The sequence below is a fragment of the Planococcus chinensis genome (assembly GCF_020071995.1).
Lineage (GTDB): Bacteria > Bacillota > Bacilli > Bacillales_A > Planococcaceae > Planococcus > Planococcus chinensis_A.
In genome coordinates this window covers 34,056-52,109 of the sequence record NZ_JABWTK010000012.1, presented here as the reverse complement: position 1 = coordinate 52,109, position 18,054 = coordinate 34,056, and the positions used below count along the sequence as shown (strand labels likewise).

18 protein-coding genes and 1 riboswitch are annotated in these 18,054 nt (G+C 46.5%); of the genes, 5 read left to right on the top strand and 13 right to left on the bottom strand.

Translation table 11 applies throughout. The features are described from left to right. Positions 1 to 1,800 (bottom strand): M3 family oligoendopeptidase, encoded by a 1,800-nt coding sequence (locus HU147_RS16420; RefSeq protein WP_224077231.1) that lies wholly within the window; start codon positions 1,798 to 1,800, stop codon positions 1 to 3. Positions 1,801 to 2,018: 218 nt separating this feature from the next. Here HU147_RS16420 and HU147_RS16415 point away from each other — a divergent pair, with 218 nt between their 5' ends. Beyond that, positions 2,019 to 2,738, top strand: a complete 720-nt coding sequence (locus HU147_RS16415) for a tryptophan-rich sensory protein (protein ID WP_224077230.1) — start codon at positions 2,019 to 2,021, stop codon at positions 2,736 to 2,738. A gap of 21 nt (positions 2,739 to 2,759) precedes the next feature. Here HU147_RS16415 and map read toward each other — a convergent pair whose 3' ends face one another. Together map and thiT are read right to left on the bottom strand one after the other, a co-directional pair. Then, positions 2,760 to 3,509 carry a type I methionyl aminopeptidase gene (gene map, locus HU147_RS16410; RefSeq protein ID WP_074511556.1) on the bottom strand — a complete coding sequence of 250 codons (750 nt, stop codon included), beginning with the start codon at positions 3,507 to 3,509 and terminating at the stop codon, positions 2,760 to 2,762. Positions 3,510 to 4,048: 539 nt separating this feature from the next. Then, positions 4,049 to 4,624 (bottom strand): energy-coupled thiamine transporter ThiT, encoded by a 576-nt coding sequence (gene thiT, locus HU147_RS16405; RefSeq protein WP_224077229.1) that lies wholly within the window; start codon positions 4,622 to 4,624, stop codon positions 4,049 to 4,051. A gap of 94 nt (positions 4,625 to 4,718) precedes the next feature. After that, positions 4,719 to 4,818: riboswitch (TPP riboswitch) on the bottom strand. 112 nt (positions 4,819 to 4,930) lie between these two features. On the opposite strand from thiT, the gene HU147_RS16400 reads away from it, so the two are divergent. Continuing rightward, positions 4,931 to 6,031 carry a M20 family metallopeptidase gene (locus HU147_RS16400; RefSeq protein ID WP_317985523.1) on the top strand — a complete coding sequence of 367 codons (1,101 nt, stop codon included), beginning with the start codon at positions 4,931 to 4,933 and terminating at the stop codon, positions 6,029 to 6,031. Between the two features lie 69 nt (positions 6,032 to 6,100). Continuing rightward, positions 6,101 to 6,238, top strand: a complete 138-nt coding sequence (locus HU147_RS16395; protein ID WP_175557148.1) for a hypothetical protein — start codon at positions 6,101 to 6,103, stop codon at positions 6,236 to 6,238. A gap of 35 nt (positions 6,239 to 6,273) precedes the next feature. Here the strand turns inward: HU147_RS16395 and HU147_RS16390 are convergent, their stop codons facing one another. The 3 genes from HU147_RS16390 to HU147_RS16380 are packed head-to-tail and all read right to left on the bottom strand — an operon-like array spanning position 6,274 to position 9,581. Then, positions 6,274 to 7,191 carry an SGNH/GDSL hydrolase family protein gene (locus tag HU147_RS16390; RefSeq protein WP_317985522.1) on the bottom strand — a complete coding sequence of 306 codons (918 nt, stop codon included), beginning with the start codon at positions 7,189 to 7,191 and terminating at the stop codon, positions 6,274 to 6,276. A gap of 3 nt (positions 7,192 to 7,194) precedes the next feature. After that, positions 7,195 to 8,424, bottom strand: a complete 1,230-nt coding sequence (locus HU147_RS16385) for an aminopeptidase (RefSeq protein ID WP_224077227.1) — start codon at positions 8,422 to 8,424, stop codon at positions 7,195 to 7,197. After that, positions 8,421 to 9,581, bottom strand: a complete 1,161-nt coding sequence (locus HU147_RS16380; RefSeq protein WP_224077226.1) for a DEAD/DEAH box helicase — start codon at positions 9,579 to 9,581, stop codon at positions 8,421 to 8,423. The genes HU147_RS16385 and HU147_RS16380 overlap by 4 nt, the downstream gene beginning before the upstream one ends. Positions 9,582 to 9,748: 167 nt before the next feature. Here HU147_RS16380 and HU147_RS16375 point away from each other — a divergent pair, with 167 nt between their 5' ends. Continuing rightward, the gene (locus HU147_RS16375) at positions 9,749 to 10,018 is read left to right on the top strand and encodes a hypothetical protein (protein WP_224077225.1); all 270 of its coding nucleotides are present in this window, start codon (positions 9,749 to 9,751) and stop codon (positions 10,016 to 10,018) included. 55 nt (positions 10,019 to 10,073) lie between these two features. Here HU147_RS16375 and HU147_RS16370 read toward each other — a convergent pair whose 3' ends face one another. Continuing rightward, positions 10,074 to 11,543, bottom strand: a complete 1,470-nt coding sequence (locus HU147_RS16370) for a DHA2 family efflux MFS transporter permease subunit (RefSeq protein WP_224077224.1) — start codon at positions 11,541 to 11,543, stop codon at positions 10,074 to 10,076. A gap of 162 nt (positions 11,544 to 11,705) precedes the next feature. Between HU147_RS16370 and HU147_RS16365 the strand changes: the two genes are divergently transcribed. After that, a complete protein-coding gene (locus HU147_RS16365; protein ID WP_224077223.1) occupies positions 11,706 to 12,557 on the top strand; it encodes a TetR/AcrR family transcriptional regulator in 852 nt (283 codons plus the stop codon). 37 nt (positions 12,558 to 12,594) lie between these two features. Here the strand turns inward: HU147_RS16365 and HU147_RS16360 are convergent, their stop codons facing one another. The 6 genes from HU147_RS16360 to cydS all read right to left on the bottom strand — a co-directional run bounded on the left by HU147_RS16360 (position 12,595) and on the right by cydS (position 18,048). Beyond that, entirely contained in the window at positions 12,595 to 14,046 is a 1,452-nt protein-coding gene (locus HU147_RS16360; protein ID WP_224077222.1) for an amidase family protein, read from the bottom strand. A gap of 75 nt (positions 14,047 to 14,121) precedes the next feature. Then, positions 14,122 to 14,271: a Fur-regulated basic protein FbpA gene (locus HU147_RS16355; protein ID WP_224077221.1), complete on the bottom strand. Its 150-nt coding sequence runs from the start codon at positions 14,269 to 14,271 to the stop codon at positions 14,122 to 14,124. Between the two features lie 79 nt (positions 14,272 to 14,350). After that, positions 14,351 to 15,118: an ion channel gene (locus tag HU147_RS16350; protein WP_224077220.1), complete on the bottom strand. Its 768-nt coding sequence runs from the start codon at positions 15,116 to 15,118 to the stop codon at positions 14,351 to 14,353. 153 nt (positions 15,119 to 15,271) lie between these two features. Continuing rightward, positions 15,272 to 16,264, bottom strand: a complete 993-nt coding sequence (locus tag HU147_RS16345; RefSeq protein WP_224077219.1) for a tRNA dihydrouridine synthase — start codon at positions 16,262 to 16,264, stop codon at positions 15,272 to 15,274. Positions 16,265 to 16,408: 144 nt separating this feature from the next. After that, complete coding sequence (gene rlmD / locus HU147_RS16340) at positions 16,409 to 17,773, bottom strand: 23S rRNA (uracil(1939)-C(5))-methyltransferase RlmD (protein WP_224077218.1); 1,365 nt, start codon at positions 17,771 to 17,773, stop codon at positions 16,409 to 16,411. A gap of 164 nt (positions 17,774 to 17,937) precedes the next feature. Next, the gene (cydS, locus tag HU147_RS19645; RefSeq protein ID WP_440137309.1) at positions 17,938 to 18,048 is read right to left on the bottom strand and encodes a cytochrome bd oxidase small subunit CydS; all 111 of its coding nucleotides are present in this window, start codon (positions 18,046 to 18,048) and stop codon (positions 17,938 to 17,940) included. Positions 18,049 to 18,054 lie beyond the last annotated feature (6 nt).

Here is an 18,054-nt window from a genome sequence, read left to right as displayed (position 1 = left end):
TCATCCCACTGAGGAAACTAGCGCGTTAAAATCTTCAGCATCTTTCACACATAGCGCAATGCCTTTTTCCCAGAACGCTTGTTGTGTGATATCTTCCCCCAAATGCTTCATCGCCAGGTCTTCAGCTGTCATAATGGCCGTATCGCGCAGAAGGGCCATATATTTTTCTTCAAATTGGCTGCCTTCTTCCAAAGCCTTCGCATAAATGCTCAACGAGAATAAATAACCGAACGTATAAGGGAAATTATAAAACGGAACATCCGTAATATAAAAATGCAATTTGGATGCCCAGAAATGCGGATGAGTAGACTTCAAGCCACCTGCAAAGCCTTCATGCTGCGCTTCTTCCATCAATTCGTTCAAGCGTTCAGCCGACACCACTCCGTTTTTGCGTTCTTCATAAAAACGCGTTTCAAAAAGGAAGCGGGAATGGATGTTCATAAAGAAAGCGACGCTGCGCTGCAATTTATCTTCAAGAAGCGCCAACTTCTCTTCTTTTGACTGCGCATTTTTAACAGCTGCATCGGCAACGATCATTTCAGCAAAAGTTGAAGCTGTTTCTGCAACATTCATCGCATACGAGCGGTTTAATGGATGGACCGGCTGCATGGCATGGCTATGAAAAGCATGTCCCAGTTCATGCGCCAAGGTGGCAACGTTAGACATCGAGCCGCTGTAGGTCATGAAAATCCGGGACTCTTCTGTCATTGGCAAACTGGTGCAGAACCCTCCTGGGCGCTTGTTCGGCCGGTCTTCCGCTTCAATCCAACCTTTTTCAAATGCTTGGACTGCGAACTTTTGAAGTTCCGGACCAAACTTTCCAAAATGCTCAAGGATAAATTCCGCCCCTTCCTGGTACGCATACTGCTGCGTACTTTCCGTTACCGGTGCATCGACGTCAAACCAGTCCAAGCCGTCTTTCCCGAGCATCTCGCCTTTTTTATTCAAGTAATCGACAAAAGGCTGTTTGTTTTTGCTGATGGCTCCCCACATCGCATCCAAGGTTTCCTGTTTCATGCGGTTAATATGAAGCGGTTCTTGAAGAACGCTGTCCCAGCCGCGTTTTTTATAGACTTCCAATCGGAAGCCCGCAATTGAATTTAAAGTCTTGGCAAAAAACTCTTCTTTGTCTGTCCATGCCGCTTCCATTTTTTCATATGACTGCTGGCGGATAGCCGCATCCGGATCTGAGCTTAAATTGTTGGCCTGGCCGACAGAAAGAACTTTTTCTTCGCCGCCGATATTCATGTTGATTTTGATATCCCCCACCAGCATGTCATACAATTGGCTCCATCCATGATAGCCATCTGTGCTGAGTGAAGTAATGATGTTTTCTTCTTTTTCGGAAAGCAGCATATTTGCTTCTTCACGCCATTCGTTCAGCACAAAGCCGAACTCCTTCAATGGCTCCGATTCTAAAAGCGCCAGCCATACATTTTCTTCCGTCTTGGCTAGCTGCTGCTGGATTGCCTGCAGAGCCGTCTGGAAACGGGCGTTTAGAACAGCGTCTTCGCTTTGCAGAATCGTCGCTTTTTTATCTTCCGTATTTTGAGCTTGAAGGCATCCAATGAATGAGCCTGCCTGGTTCAATTGCTGCATGATCACTTTGACTTTCTCCAGCATCTCTACAATAGAGGCTTCGTCTTTTTCAGATGCCGGTACTTTGAAGTTTTCAGCCAGCACCTCAAGTTCTGCTAAATCAGAACTTGTTTTTTCAATATGTAAACGCAATTCTTTTGAATTGCTTCCCCCTGGAAAAAGAACTTCCAAATCCCATACTTCCGGAAATTTAACCGTCATTGTGTTACCCCCTGGTAAACTAAATTTTCTAAAAACACTTATTAGTATAGCATTATTATTCGGAAGGCGGAACAATTGAGCCGGTCCTTCTTCTCCAATATTTTTCTGAAAAGTGTCGGCTTCTTCACAAACTCCCTTTTATTTCAATTTTTTTTGGAATTGCAGTTTGTTGAACCATACAAGGACAGTTATACTTAAAAAAGAGGAGGGATCTCTTTATGTTTAGGATACTGTTGATGACTATTGCTTTTATAGCCATCATTGTTGTAAACGCTATGGCTAATATCCTGCCAATTAACGGACAGACAACTGGAGAAATTTCCAATCGGCTCCCTGTCCTGTTTACGCCCGCTGGTTATGCATTCTCAATCTGGTCAGTCATTTACATTTTGCTGGCTATATGGATTATCGGTTTTTGGGTTCGTCTGAAAAAAGGACAAGTCCCTTCAATAAAGATAACTTCATTTTTTGTATTAAGTGCACTCTTTAATATTAGTTGGCTGCTTCTTTGGCATTATGAATTTTTCGGCTGGTCAATCTTAGCAATGATCGGATATTTGCTGGCTTTGATCGGGCTTTATCTTCAATATGGCAATGAAGAACGCGGTCTTCTTGAGCGTTTCCCTGTAGCTGTCAATATGGGATGGATCAGCGTCGCCACCATTGTCAATATCAGTTTTGTCCTTACTTACTATAACTGGAGCGGCTGGGGGCTGAGCGATCAGCTTTGGACCGTCATCATGCTGACGGTCGCAACAGCACTTGCACTTCACATTCGCTTCCATCATTCCGACATCCCTTATGCACTCGTCTTTATTTGGGCATTTATCGGAATTGCCGTTAAGCATCAAATGGATGAATTGCTTGTGACGACAGCGTCCCTGTTTTTATCAGGCGTTATATTAACCGGAATATTGCTCATCAAAAAAAGACCCTGAGAAGGGTCTTTTTTGTGCACCTTAATCTATTTTCGTCAATAATACCGGTTCGCCTTTTGTGACAAGTACCGTGTGTTCAATTTGCGCAACCAGTGACTGGTCCGGTGTGATGAATGTCCAGCCGTCTCCTGATTCCACGATATGTTCGGATTTCTGGGAAATAAACGGCTCAACTGCCAGAACCATTCCTTCTTTCAAAATCGTCGTTTCCCAAGCATCGTAATAATTCAAAATATGTTGAGGTGCTTCGTGGAGTGATTTCCCAATGCCGTGGCCCGTCAAGTTTTTGATAACGAACAATCCTTGCTGTTTCGCTTCACGCTCAACCGCTTTGCCGATTTGGTTTAACTTTGCGCCGGCCTTCACTTTGGTCATCGCGCGCTCAAATGAAGAAGCCGCAACTTCACAAAGTTTTTCTTTTTCCGGATAGCCGTCACCGACAACAAACGAAATGCCCGTATCTGCAAAATATCCTTCGTACGAGCCGGAAACATCAATGTTGACCATATCGCCTTCATTGATTATCCGTTTCCCTGGCATGCCATGGGCTACTTCTTCGTTTACGCTGATGCATGTGTACCCTGGGAAATCGTATTCTGATTTTGGTCCGGACACGCCGCCCATTTCCTTGAACATGCGTCCGCCAATCTCATCAAGTTCTTTTGTCGTAACGCCGGGCTTCGTAGCAGCTTTCATGGCGTCACGGATTTCAGCGACCATGCGGCCGGCTTTTTTTAGCATTTCAATATCTTTTTCTGTAGTGGCAATCATTTAGTACCCTTCTTTCAACTTGTCTACTCAAAATTATATCATAAGGAAAGCGCAGATGCCCGTAAAGCACCGTCATTTGCTTGAATCTAAGCATAAGAAAAAGAGGATTATCCGGTAGATACTCCTCTTTCAGACTGCAGAACAAAGTGTAGAAATAATGAAAAGTGATACATAAAACAACCGGGCCGGCCACTTCGCTTTCCGTGGGCTCAGCTTCAGTCTCCTCGTCGCTAACGTTCCTGCGGGGCCTTCAGCTTTCGCTGTCCCACAGGAGTCTCCGTGGCCGGACCGGTTGGGCGTGTCACTTTCATATGAAAGTGAGCAATCATCCGATTGACGCTCAACCATCTGATTGTAGAAGAAAAGCGGCACCTCTGGGTAGCCGCTACGCTAAGGATCCGAGGTGGAAGCCCGCGGAACGCGTCCGGCTGAAACGGAGGATGCGGAATATCCTATTGTATGTTAATTCATTTATGATGCTTATAATTCTTTTGCCTACAAACTTAAAGAGGATTATCCGGTAGATAATCCTCTTTAAGTTACGCTTTTGTATCCACCAATTTGGGCGCCGCTGCAAAAAGTGCGGAACACACAACCGCGGCGACCAAAAACACCGGAATCATATAAGTGGCATTGTAAACGGCCGAATAAATCAATACATTGCCTTCAGCAAACATGCCGAAAAACAGAATGCCGGTAATGACATGAGTAAGATAGCGCAATGCAGAACCGATAAACAGTCCGATTACTACTGCCAAAATCATATTCCCGGTTCGATGTTCGCGGGAAGCCTGCAGATATCTTCCGCGCATGAGCCCGGAAAAGCCAACTACGCCGTACGCCACGAGATAATCCAATAACACCTGCAACACGACAAAACCAAACGACAGCGGTGTAACCGAAATGACGCCGGTAACGATTTGCAGCAGCCCCACCAGCAGGCCGGTCAATACACCTGCCAACACGCCTCTTCGAAAGGCCATTAAGACAATCGGAATCATCACCAGACTGACTGATCCGCCCTGCGGCATTCTAAATGCCACAAAATCCAGGACGTATCCCAAGGCTCCGAATATAGCAATTTCCACCATCAGTAAAACTCGTAAATTTCTCATGACTTCCTCCTTGTGTTGTGCACATCACCAGAAGGGCCGCAGAAAAAAACCATATAAAAGCGGCGCTAGGACAGAGCCTGGCGCCGCGTTAAGGACCGGTTTCTATCCACATCCCTGCGCAAGCATTAACTTACAGGTTCAAAGGGTAAGAACAATATGTTCACTCTCAGCAAATAGCTCCCCTTGTGGTGTATACAATTATTCGTTTACACCTGTATTGTACACAACTCCTTGTCCGAAAGCAATTCCGTTTCAAACCGGCTGTTTAGGGTAGACTTTTAGTAATAGAAAAACAGAAAGGTGGTGTTGGCAGCCAAGTTTTTGCTGCCATCTACAATGATCGAACTGCTCAAGGATTTGATTAAAATTGAAAGTGATACAAAAGAAGGGGCGAACAAAGCGCTTCTTTTTTGCGCCGATTGGCTTAAACGCCAAGGGACGGAAGTAAAGGTCCATGACAACGAAGGGTATTTGATGCTGACGGCCATTAAAGGGCAAGGAACAGAAACCATCGTTTGGAACGGGCATGTCGACGTCGTTCCAGGACACAGCGAACAATTCGTGCCGATGGAAGAAAACGGACGTCTATATGGCCGCGGGGCTGCAGATATGAAAGCGGGCGTTGCTGCCATGATGCAGGCTTTTGTCGACCTGGAGGCTGAAAAACTGCCGCGCGTTGTGCAATTACATATTGTCACCGATGAAGAAATCGGCGGCCGCAATACATCCAAATGGCTTGTCGAACAGGGCTATCACGGCGATTTTGTCATCTGTGGCGAACCGACCGGTTTAAAGGTCGGCTTGCAGTCAAAAGGCATATTGCGCATGGATTTGACGTTCAAAGGCAAACCCGCTCACGGCAGCCGGCCATGGGAAGGCATCAATGCAATTGAGTCAGCGATGAAATATCATATGGCGATTGCCGAATTGCCGTTCCAAAAAGAATCTACCGAGTATTATGAACAAACATCTGTCAACTTGCCGATCATCAATGCCGGCGACCGCTATAATGTCGTTCCGGAAATTTGCCATATGTCCTATGATATCCGGTTCATGCCGGGACAGGACAAAGACGAAATCGTCCGGCAAATGACGGAACTCGCAGAAACTTTGAATCTCGATATGGAATACAAAGCAAGCGGCTCTACACCGGCCCTGACTACTTCAGAAGAAAACCCGTACATCCAAACGCTGAAGAAGTCCATCCAACAGACAACGGGCCAAGAGGCCGTGCTGTTCGGCCAACACGGCGCCGCTGATACGCGTTATTATGCAACGGTGAATGGCGGTGAAGGAGCCATTGAATTTGGGCCTTCGGGGGATGATTGGCACGGAAATGCTGAATACGTATTGCTTTCCAGCGTCCACGAATACCGAAAAATCCTTGTTTCGCTGGCGCTTTCATAAAGTGCATGTTTAGAAAAGAAACGATGAGGGAAATTAGTTTATACCTCACTTATGATAGGAGAGATAACTATGGGAATAGGTCGAATTGTAAAAACTGCTATTAAAATTGCACCAGTTGCTTATCCGATTATCCGCAAAGTCATGCAAAGCAAAAAAGCTGGCGATACGAGCAAGTACAAAACAACTCCAACAAAACGTAAAAGATAAAAAACCGCTCCGGGTTCTGCCCGAAGCGGTTTTTATTATACATAGGGTATGGCTTCACGCAATGCCAAATAATGATCGTCCAGCTGGCTGTGGGGAGTTGCTGAAGAAACGTCGTTCTGGCCGTCTGCTTCCTCATCTCCATTTTGCTCCTGCTCTTGGATGATTTCTTCAAAAGTTTTTGGGTCAGCTGCCGGCAATTCCTGGTCTTCCACGTTCCAGCCTTGCTGATACATATCCAGGAAAGCATTGGCCATTGCCTGATACCCTTTTACATTCGGGTGCACATCCGCCGGATTCGGCACTTTATCCGTGCCGTTGTCTCCAAATGCTTCATCGACTGCTACAAATGTTGCCCCTGCTTTTTCAGCACTTTGTTCTAAAATCGTGTTCAGGCGATCAAGCTGCATCGCAGTGCCTTCTTTTTGTGAATCCCGTACGTGGGGATAGGCGAAATAATAACCCATTATATAAATGTCTGCCTGCGGTGCCGTTTTTTTCAATTCTGCTAAGATTGTTTCCATATTTAGGCGTGCTTTATTCAAGGCAAAGTCGGCCTGGATTTGCTGAAATACCAATGTCCCTTTTGTCGGATCCGACTGGACCAGCCGCAGCAGATCATTTGCTCCGGCAGACAAGGTAATAATATTTGCAGCACTTAAAACTTCCTTTGCCTCCGGGGACTGAACTCTTTCTAATACGTCTTCAGTCGTAAATCCGGGAAAAGCCAGATTTTTTGAATAGAATGCTACCGGCTGATGGCTTGCTAATTCCTGTGCGATCAAATCCGAATAGCCTGTATCAATTTGAGAATTCGGCGTCTGGCCGACAGCGAGCGAATCCCCTACCGCGATGTAAACCGCCGGAGCTTTCACTTCCGCCTGAACCGACATCGTGCCGCCGAACAACACGACGAATGCCAATATCGCGACCCAATACTTCTTCAAATTGCTCACCTCTTAGAATGCCCAGTTTCCTTTACGGAAAATCGGCTCTTTTGTGCCATCGCTCCGGATGCCGTCAATGTTCATGTCGGCGCTGCCAATCATGAAATCTTCGTGGACGATGGAAGTATTCAGGCCAATCGACTCCAGTTGAGCCCGTTCCAAATCACGTGCGCCTTCGCAGCAAGTCGGATAGGAATCGCCGATTGCCAAATGGTTGGATGCATTTTCATCAAAAAGTGTATTGAAAAACAAAATATTCGAATCGGAAATCGGCGACTGGTGCGGCACCAACGCAACTTCTCCCAAATAAGCAGCGCCTTCATCCGTTTGGATCATTTCATCGAGCAGCTCTTGTCCGACTGCTGCCTGCGCTTTGACAATTTTTCCTTTTTCAAACGTCAATGTGAATTCGTCAATAATATTCCCTTGATAAACCAGTGGTTTCGTATTGCGCACTATACCTTCTACGCCGTATTTCAATGGAACCGTATAAACTTCCTCGGTCGGCATATTGGCGATGAATGGGTTGCCCTGCGGCGTTTTCGCAGCGCCGGACATCCAGATGTGCTTTTCAGGCAACGCAATCGTCAAATCCGTTCCCGGAGCTGTATAGTGCAGCTTGTCAAAACGTCTGTCGTTCAGTAAGCCGGCACGCTTTTCCAGAGCGGCAATATGCTCCTGCCACTTTTCCACCGCATTTCCTTCACCGATGCGTACGGTTTTGAAAATCGCTTCCCATAACGCATCCATCTGCTGGTTGCTTTCCAAGTCCGGAAATACCTTCTGTGCCCATTTTTCAGACGGAATAGCTACAATCGACCAAGCGACTTTATCTGACCCTACTGCCTGGCGGTAACGTTCCAAAGCTTTCCCTGAAGCTTTTTGGGAATCGGATAACCTTTTCGCCGGAATGCCGGTCAATAAATCCGGGTCTTCCGCATCAATCCATAAGAAAGAACCGCCTGTATCGATAATTTCATCGCGCTGGACAACAGACCACTGCGGATATTCCTGGAAAGCTTCGTCCGGCGCCATTTCAAAATGCGTACGTGTCTGCACAGGATCCGTGTAGTTGACATAAACGCGTTTCGCGCCTGCTTCGTATGCTTTTCTAACGACCAAACGGGTAAATTCAATCGTATCGACCGTGGTATTGATCATGATGGTTTGGCCTTTTTGGACATTCAATCCGACGTATACGGTCAAATCTGCATATTGCTCCAACTTTTCCTGGAAAGTCATCGTCTGTTCCCCTTTTCAGCAATGGTTTTGCTGTTTCCTTCAATCAACTGGCCGCCGTGCAAAATTTTCTGGACCGGCTTTGAAGGCAGCTCTTTGGTAAATTTTTTATAATGGCGCTCATCTTGGTAGGCCAGAAGCGTTAAAACTTCTCCGTCCGCTCCTGCTCTGCCGGTACGGCCCGAGCGGTGCAAATACTGTTCCACAGTCTGCGGCACATCAACATGGATGACGTGAGTGACCGCATCGATATCAAGTCCGCGTGCTGCCACTTCCGTCGCAATCAGCACCGATACTTCCCCTTTGCGGAAAGAATCCAGCGCTTTTTTACGCTCTTCTTTTTTCATCTCAGAATGCAGCGCGACAATCTTCGCGTCGCGGAATTTCAGTTTTTCCTCTTTCATCAACAGCTGATCCAGGTTATTGACGAAAGCCAATGCCTTCATTCCCTCAATATGTGAAATTCTCCGAAGCAAATCGGTTTTGTCCCGCTCTTCCACTTTAATAAATGAATGCGTCACTTTCCCGAGCATCGGCAAGTCTTCTGCCGTTACCTGAATGCGCGTCGGATGCTGCATCAAGCGCTCGGCCACTAATTCCACTTCCTCGGTAATCGTTGCTGACACCAAAACAAGCTGGCGTTCATTCTGCGTTTTTTCGATCAAATCTTTCATGACGCCACGATGTTCCCGGGCCATCAACTGGTCCCCTTCATCCAATACAAGTATACGGATTTCGTGCATTTTCAGCTTTTTGCTTTTGACCAGTTCGTTTAAGCGGCCAGGTGTCCCGACCACAATCGTCGGCTTCTTCTTCAGTTTTTCCAGCTGGCGTTGTACGTTCGCTCCGCCAATCAGTTGGGCCACTGTCACGTCCGTACCTTCCGTCCATTCGCGCAGCACATTAACAATTTGCATCGACAGCTCTTGGGACGGTGCGACGATCATTGCTTGAATGGACTTTTTAGCAGGATTGACGCGTTCAAGAATCGGCAATACATATGCCAAAGTTTTACCGGATCCAGTCGGGGATTCAGCAACGATGTCATTGCCGGCCAGCATTTCCGGAATCATTTGTTCCTGGATCGGCATAGAGGCTTCAAATCCTGCTTTTTCCCATTTTTCTTGCCAAATCGGATTTAGTTGTTCGATAAATTTCATGTCGTATTCCACCTTTTTTTCGATGCTAATAGTGTACCATATTTGATGCTTCATCGCGATAAGCGCAGGTACCGCAAGCCTTGTTCGAATTGAATATAAAAAATGCGGATCCAGTAACTGGACCCGCATAAGCTTGTAGACAAAAGAACTTAACGTATGAGAAATGAATGAACAGACAACAGGACATCCCGGATCCTCTGTTTCAGCCGGACGCGTTCCGCGGGCAAGGCATTGGCCGAAGCCTGCAAGGGCAAGCCTTTGCGACGAAGCTAGCGCAGCGATGCAACGGTTTTTCATGTCCCGAAGCTAGCGTAGCGATGCAGGGACAGAAACAGGAGCAGCGGGTTTTCGAAGCGACGAGGAGACTGAAGCTGAGCCCACGGAAAGCGAAGTGGCCGGACCGGTTGGTATTATGCATTGCTATACATTTCATCTAGACTTTGTCTACAGTCTGAAAGGCGAGTCCAGTAACCTGGACCCGCCTTCTTCAACTTATTCTGTAACTTCTTTTTGTTTGTAGACAATTTCTTTTTCTGCTTCTGTGGCAGGTCGGACCGGCTTTTTGATGAAGAGCGCCAAAGCCAGTGCGACAAGTGCAATGAATGTGGAAACAAAGAATGAGAAATTGATGCCGTCAAGCATCGCCAAATTCAAGATGTCAGCTGGATTGGTTCCGTTGGCAGCCAGGTCTTTTGCTGCTGATTCCGTACGCGCATTCATGATGGAAATCAAAAATGCCGAACCGACAGCACCTGCTACTTGCTGCAGCGTATTATTGATGGCGGTACCATGCGGATAGGATTTCATCGGCAAGGTATTCAAGCCATTTGTCATAACTGGCATCATGACCATGGAAATACCGAACATCCGCAATGTGTAAATCAGCATAATGCTGGTAAAACTTGTATCCAAGTTCAATTGGCTGAACATGTACGTTGTTAAAACGACAATGATGAGCCCTGGAATTGCCAGCACTCTTGCCCCGAAACGGTCAAACAATCGGCCGGTAATCGGCGACATCGCTCCCATGACAAGTGCACCTGGCAACATTAAAAGACCTGAGTCGATTGGGGAAATCCCTTTGATGGTCTGAATGTAAATCGGCATCAAAATCATCGCTGAGAACATTGACATCGAAACGACAACAGAGATGGCAGAAGACAAAGCAAACATCGGATATTTGTAAATTCGGATTTGAAGCAAAGGTTCGTCCAGTTTAAGCTGGCGGAAAACGAATATCACCAATGAGATAATCCCGATGGCAATGGTTGCCATGACTGTCGGATCGGTCCACCCCATCGTTCCGGCTGAACTGAATCCATATAAAATTCCGCCAAATCCTAATGTTGAAAGAATTAATGATCCGGTGTCCAAAGAGATGTTCCGGTCCTGGAACGTTAAATTTTTCAATTTAAAAATCCCTAAGGCAAGCGGGATCAAAGCAACCGGCAAGACAATCCAAAACAGGACGCGCCACGAATAGTGTTCAACAATAAATCCAGAAAGCGTCGGCCCGATTGCCGGGGCTACGACCATGACAAGCCCGAAAACCCCCATGGCAGCTCCACGTTTTTCAATCGGGAAAGCAGCAAGCATTACGTTCATTAATAGCGGCATCATCAAAGCAGCACCGGACGCCTGAATCATACGCCCGACCAGAAGCACACTAAATACAGGTGCTATAGCCGCAAGCAAAGTTCCAAGTGCAAATAACGACATCGCCACGATAAATATCGAGCGGTTGGAATAGCGTTGGATTAAATAAGCACTGGCGGGAATTAAAATACCATTGACAAGCATATAAGCAGTGACAAGCCATTGTGCTGTAGAAGCCTCGATGCCAAAATCAATCATGATGGACGGCAATGCAATGTTCAACAAGGTCTGGTTGAAGATTGCCACAAAGGCTCCGGTAAAGAGTATGATGATTATGCCATAAGGCGGTTTTTTCTGTTCTTTCATTCTTTTATTCCTCCGTATATTTCTTGCGTTTTTTCTTCATTTCATCATTCTATACTGCCTGTCTATTATTATCAAGCAAAATATACCGATAGTCTAAAATGATTGATTTGTAAGTCTTTACAGGATATGATGGCAGTAGACTAACAGTATAAAGGTGAAAACATGAATCTAAAAAAACAGCAAATTATCAATGCAGCTTACACCTTGTTCATCAATAAGGGATACATTGCCTCTTCCATCCAGGACATCCTGGACGAAGCAGGAGTTTCCAAAGGAACTTTCTACAATTATTTCGCTTCAAAGGCGGAATGCCTGATTGCCATTATGGAATCGATTGGCAGCGAGATCCGTCAAAAGCGGATGGCAGCAGCCGTCGGAAAACCGCTGGACAATAGTGATGTCTTGGCGGAACAATTATGCATCCGGATTCAAATGAACCGCGAAAAGAATTTGTTTTCCTTATATGAAAGCATTTTTTATTCACAAGATGAGGAATTGAAAAAATTCGCACGGGAAACGTATTCGTCTGAAATTGAATGGATTGCAACACGGATTGTGGATGTCTTTGGGGAAGAATCTCGTCCATATGCTTTGGAAAATGCAGCAGTCGTCCACGGCTCCATTCAGCAATTGACGAATATTTGGAAGCTGACTGCTTCTGAAGAATTGCCGACGGAACAATTATCGGCGTTTGTCATTAGACGGTTAAAACAAGCCATTTTAAATCAGATGGAAACAAAAGACCAATTCATCACCAAATCAAAAATCCTTATCAACACGATGGACGAAACCATGTCGCTCGAAGACCTTAGCAATAGATTAAAAACCTTGCTTCTTGAAGAAGAAGAAGACATTAAACAGCTGGTTTCCTTTTTAGCTGATGAGCTGGTTTTGGAAAACCCACGGAAACCGTTAATTGAAAGCGTCTTATCCACTTTGGCCAATAATTACTCTTATGAAAATGAACTGGTCGTTGCGCTCGAGAAAGTATGGAAAGAACTTCAGCATATGTAATACAAAAAGGCAGCGCCGCAATTGGCGCTGCCTTTTTTCATGGTTTTTTCCGTCCTTTTACTGCTTGTTCAAAAGCATAGGCATATTCAATCAATGCCGGTTCGCTGAACGCATGTCCGGTAAATGTGATGCCGAACGGCTCATGATTGGGGGTGAAACTGTAAGGAACCGTAATGGAAGGAAACCCGGCTGCCGCTCCGATATTGCAGCCGAAATCCTGCGGCAGCACGAGCGCATCGGCCCCCAACTCTTTCAGCGTCGCACCGATCCCCTGTTCGGCTGCTAAATAGCGGTTCCACTCCAATGCTTCTACGTATTCCCGCTCATTCAGCTTGCCGCTCATGCTGTTGGCCTGTTCCATCAGATTCTGGCCGAACTTCAGCATGGTTTCCGCGTGTTCCTCATTAAAGGCCATCACATCGTCCATCGAACGAATCGGGTTTTGCGGATTGGACTTTGCCAAATACGCGTTGAGGTCCGCTTTAAATTCGTGCAGCAGAACAGCAAATCCCAAATCGTCCTGATCGGCTCCAAGGTCGACATTGTCGATAATCTCCGCTCCACAGCCGCGCAGTGAGTCCAATGCTCGTTCAAATTGCTCCAGCTGTTCTTTCGGGATGTCTTCATCGAACAGATTTCTCGGCACGCCGAATGTTACGCCTTTTAAGCCGTCTTTATTAAAATGGCGCTTCCAATCGTAGCCTTCAAATTGCTCAGCCATGGCAGAGATGGCGTCTTCCGGATCGTGGCCGATCAATGCAGCGAAAACACTGACTGCATCCTCCACGGTGCGCGCAAGCGGCCCTGGAATGTCCTGCGTATGGGACAACGGAATGATGCCGCTGCGGCTAACCAAGCCGACCGTCGGTTTGATGCCGACCAAACTGTTTTGGGCCGCAGGATTGATGATGGAACCTGAGGTCTCCGTTCCGATTGCAGCAGCTGCCAAGTTGGATGCGACTGCTGCTGCGGAGCCGGAACTGGAGCCGCCGACGTCGAATGGCCCGTACGGATTTTTAACTTGTCCGCCGCGTGAGCTATAGCCGTTGGTCATTTTATCCGACATGAAATTTGCCCATTCCGTCATATTCGTCTTGCCGAGGATGACGGCTCCGGCTTCCCGCAATTTCGCAACGATATGCGCATCTTGCAAGGCATAATGGTCTTTTAAGGCAAGTGATCCTGCACTTGTATGCATCTTGTCTGCTGTATTCATATTATCCTTCACCAACACCGGAATGCCGTGAAGCGGCGACCGTTCGCCTTTGGACGCACGTTCAAAATCGAGTGCCTGCGCAATCTGCAGCGCATCCGGATTGATTTCAAGTATGGCCGCGGTATTTTTGTCGCGCCGTGAAATATTCTCTTTGTACATCAGGACCAGTTCCTCTGATGTCAATGTTCCGTTCCGCATTTCCTGCTGCAGCTCGGAAATGGACATTTCATCTAAACGGTCCTGGCGGAATTCCTCCAGTTTTTTATGATGCATGTTGTCTCCTCCAATTCATCTTTGGATCAGCGCCTGCCCAATTTTTTGTATTGAAAAAAGCCGGAGGGCTCCGGCTTACGCTTCTTCTGTATATGTTTTCATCAATTCATACAAAGACAATTCATATAGCTGTCTGCCGTCGATTTTAAAGACATTCTGCTCAACCAACTGCTCAATGATGTTTGATCGTTTATCTTCGAATTTGGATTCTGGTATTTGTTCCATTGGGTTCGTTCTCTCCTTGTTGAAGTCTCCCTTTTCTTTACCACTAATGCGTTTTCATGAAACCTAAAAACCCATCAAATTACTTTAAAATCGAATCCACAGCTAATTTCGCAATCGTCGCATTTGAAAGAATAAAATGATCAACTTTCACATGGGAGAAATTCGGGATATGCTCTTCCCGCTCCACCTCAACTGTTGTATGCACTTCAGGCGAGATGCGCTCCACTGCACAAGCAATCATCAATGACTTGCCATCCGCCAGAACCTGGTCTTCGATTTTATCATCTGAAAAAATGAGCAAGGCGTCTGCCTGTTTCACATTGGCTTTGTTCAATACATCCCCGTCTGTGGCTCTTCCTTTAATATAATGAATGCGCTCATGGACTTCCTTCGCTTTGTCGATGGTATCGATGACCACAATCTCGACTTTCGGGTCTCTTGCTAAAATTTCCTTGATGGCGTTTTCCGCTTTATGCGACCAATCAATGATGACAATATGGTTTTTCCCCTCGTACACCAAACCACCGCTTTCTTTTTGTCTTCTGTAAAGCGTAATGCTGTCAATCGCTTTGCCGATAAATGCCGCAAACAACCCGATGCCGACAATGTAGAGAAAAACGATTGTATAGATTCTGCCAAGCGCCGTCACTGGAAATAAATCGCCGTAACCCACTGTCAGCATCGTGGTCATCGTAAACCAGAGCGCGTCAAAGTACCCGCCAAAGGTTTGCGGCTCAATGAATGGCAGCAGCACTGTACTCAGCAAGATCAATACCGCAGTGCACGATGTCAAGATTACCCAAGAAAGGGTCGTCGCTTTAAAGTACAGTTTTTTTAAAATAATCATCTGTTTCCCGTCCCTTTCTTTTTTGACAGAAAATTCATTTTTCCTTTAGTATACACTTTCTGCTGTTGGCGTTTGCCATTATTCAGAAAAAACGGCTCTCTGAAAAAAAGAGCCTGACTTCCTCAAGGGATGTCAGGCTCAGCATAGCACTCTTTAATTTTTCACGGCAATATCATTTTGCTGTACATCATTTAACTCGAAATTGTCGAGCAATGCACGCACTTCTTGGGTAGATTTCGTGTTCATTAATTGATTTCTCAATTCGCCTGCTCCCCGGAAGCCTTTGACATATATTTTAAAGAATCGATGAAGCGCCGTTACGGAACGGGGCACTTCTTCGATGTATTGATCATGCAGATCCAGATGCAGCCGCAGAAGATCGAGATATTCCTTGCTGCTGTGTTCTTGCGGCTCTTTTTCAAAAGCAAACGGGTTTTTGAAAATCCCGCGTCCGATCATGACACCGTCCACTCCGTATTGTTCCACGAGTTTCAGCCCCATTTCACGGTCCAGGATATCTCCATTAATCGTGAGCAGCGTATCCGGTGCGATGCGGTCACGCAACTCCTTGATTTCCGGAATCAGCTCCCAATGCGCATCGGCCTGGCTCATTTCTTTTCGGGTGCGCAAATGAATCGACAGGTTGGCAATATCCTGTTTCAAAATATGCGTCAGCCAGTCTCGCCACTCGTCTATTTCGGAATAACCCAGTCTTGTTTTTACACTGACAGGAAGGCCGCCTGCTTTTGCTGCCTGGATAATTTCTGCAGCCACGTCCGGACGCAGGATCAGGCCGCTGCCTTTCCCTCTGGTCGCAACATTCGGCACCGGGCAGCCCATATTCAGGTCGATTCCTTTAAAGCCCAGTTCTGCCATGCCAATGCTCATTTGGCGGAAATTCTCGGGCTTGTCTCCCCAAATGTGGGCAACCATTGGCTGTTCGTCTTCTGTAAACATTAAACGGCCGCGTACACTTTTCTGCCCTTCCGGATGGCAATAGCTTTCTGTATTTGTAAACTCCGTGAAGAACACATCTGGCCGTCCCGCAGCGCTGACGACATGGCGAAATACCACATCTGTCACATCTTCCATGGGAGCCAGCACGAAAAACGGCTTCGGCAAGTCTTTCCAGAAATTTTCTTTCATTCCACTACAAATCCTTTCGTTTGAAAACAAAAGCAGATGGTTTAAAAGTACAAGCCGGCACTTTTAAACAGTCTACTTTCGAATCAATCCGTATTAAATTCATTGTCATTTATAATTCATCTATCACTGGCGTTTCTCTAATTGTTATTCAGCTAATTCCAGCCATGCCACCGCTTCGCAATGTGTGGACTGCGGAAACATATCGACCGGCTGCACTTCCTGTGTGCGGTAGCCGCCGTCTTCCAAGATGCGCAAATCGCGTGCCAGTGTCGCCGGATTGCAGGAAACGTAAACGACCCGTTTTGGACGCTGTTTTAAAATCGTCTGCAGCAGCTGTTCATCACAGCCTTTGCGCGGCGGATCGACCATCAATACATCGGCCGTTTTGCCTTCTTTATACCAGCGCGGAATCACTTGCTCTGCAGGACCCGCTTCGAATAAAGTATTCGAAAAACCGTTCAGAGCGGCATTGCGTTTAGCATCTTCAATTGCCTGGGGCACGATTTCAACACCCATGACGAATTTAGCGCGCTCGGCTAAAAACAACGAGATGGTCCCGATGCCGCAATATGCGTCAATTACGGTTTCATTGCCAGTCAATTGCGCGTATTCCAATGCCTGTCCGTAGAGCACTTCCGTCTGTTCGGGATTGACTTGATAGAACGAGCGGGCAGAAATTTCAAAACGCACATCGCCGATGCGGTCTTCAATGACATCTTTGCCCCAAAGTGTCAGCGTTTCATTGCCGAAAATCACATTGGTTTTTTCGCCATTGACGTTCTGGACAATGGAAGCCACTTCCGGAACGAGCGAGCGAATCAATTCCACAGCGCGTTCTGCTTGAGGGAATTTTTTCTTTTTGGTGACTAACACCACCATGATTTCTCCGGTCGCACGCCCTTTGCGGACAACGACGTGGCGAAGCATGCCGCGGTGCTTTTCTTCCTCATAAGGTTCAATGCCCATTTCATGAAGATTCTTTTTCAGGCCGGTCATAATGGTGTCCGCTTCCGGCGTCTGGATAATGCAGATATCGGTGTCCGCTATATTATGGGAGCGTGTTTGGTAAAAGCCTGCCACGACACGTCCATTTTCTGTACCAAAAGGAATCTGGGATTTATTGCGGTAGCGCCATGGGTTTTCCATGCCTTTGACCGGATGCACCGGCACGTCCGGCAATTTGCCGATGCGCGTAATGGCATCGCGGACCAATTTTCGTTTGAACGTCATCTGCCCTTCATAAGACAAATGCTGCACCTGGCAGCCGCCGCATGTATCAAATACCGGACAAGGCGCCGTTACGCGGAACGGCGAAGCCTGCTCGATTTGGATCAATTTTGCAAAGCCATAGGACTTTAAGGTTTTCAACACATGGACCTGGACATCTTCCCCTGGCAAAGCACCCTGGATAAAAAGCGGATAGCCGTCGACTTTGGCAACGCCCGCTCCGTCATGCGTCAAATCTTCCACATGAACAAGCAATCGGTCATTTTTTTGTACTGGTTTCAATTCGTTCACTCCATTTCACATTTCACCATTGTACCACAAAAGAAAAGCGAAAGTGACCGTTTAGATTCGATACGCAAATGATGGATCAAATGCAGTCAAAGGCATTTTCCACTGACAATTACAGCATCAAAAAACGCGGGCAGGATTTCCCCTGCCCACGCTGATTATTTGTCTTCTTTTGATGCAACTCCGTCTTTCAGGGAAATCCAGAAACCAAACACAATGGATCCGATCAACACTAAAAACGGTGCATAAAATATTAAGAAATCTTGCATTTCTGT

Bases quoted from the DNA above. Each gene is read 5' to 3' on its own strand.
- HU147_RS16385 (WP_224077227.1), bottom strand. From the start codon at position 8,424: ATGACTTTCCAGGAAAAGTTGGAGCAATATGCAGATTTGACCGTATAC.
- HU147_RS16360 (WP_224077222.1), bottom strand. From the start codon at position 14,046: ATGCATCATAAAAAACTGGAGGAATTCCGCCAGGACCGTTTAGATGAA.
- HU147_RS16370 (WP_224077224.1), bottom strand. From the start codon at position 11,543: ATGAAAGAACAGAAAAAACCGCCTTATGGCATAATCATCATACTCTTT.
- HU147_RS16380 (WP_224077226.1), bottom strand. From the start codon at position 9,581: ATGAAATTTATCGAACAACTAAATCCGATTTGGCAAGAAAAATGGGAA.
- map (WP_074511556.1), bottom strand. From the start codon at position 3,509: ATGATTGCCACTACAGAAAAAGATATTGAAATGCTAAAAAAAGCCGGC.
- HU147_RS16375 (WP_224077225.1), top strand. From the start codon at position 9,749: ATGAACAGACAACAGGACATCCCGGATCCTCTGTTTCAGCCGGACGCG.
- HU147_RS16365 (WP_224077223.1), top strand. From the start codon at position 11,706: ATGAATCTAAAAAAACAGCAAATTATCAATGCAGCTTACACCTTGTTC.
- cydS (WP_440137309.1), bottom strand. From the start codon at position 18,048: ATGCAAGATTTCTTAATATTTTATGCACCGTTTTTAGTGTTGATCGGA.
- HU147_RS16345 (WP_224077219.1), bottom strand. From the start codon at position 16,264: ATGAAAGAAAATTTCTGGAAAGACTTGCCGAAGCCGTTTTTCGTGCTG.
- thiT (WP_224077229.1), bottom strand. From the start codon at position 4,624: ATGAGAAATTTACGAGTTTTACTGATGGTGGAAATTGCTATATTCGGA.
- HU147_RS16420 (WP_224077231.1), bottom strand. From the start codon at position 1,800: ATGACGGTTAAATTTCCGGAAGTATGGGATTTGGAAGTTCTTTTTCCA.
- HU147_RS16355 (WP_224077221.1), bottom strand. From the start codon at position 14,271: ATGGAACAAATACCAGAATCCAAATTCGAAGATAAACGATCAAACATC.
- HU147_RS16395 (WP_175557148.1), top strand. From the start codon at position 6,101: ATGGGAATAGGTCGAATTGTAAAAACTGCTATTAAAATTGCACCAGTT.
- HU147_RS16415 (WP_224077230.1), top strand. From the start codon at position 2,019: ATGTTTAGGATACTGTTGATGACTATTGCTTTTATAGCCATCATTGTT.
- HU147_RS16350 (WP_224077220.1), bottom strand. From the start codon at position 15,118: ATGATTATTTTAAAAAAACTGTACTTTAAAGCGACGACCCTTTCTTGG.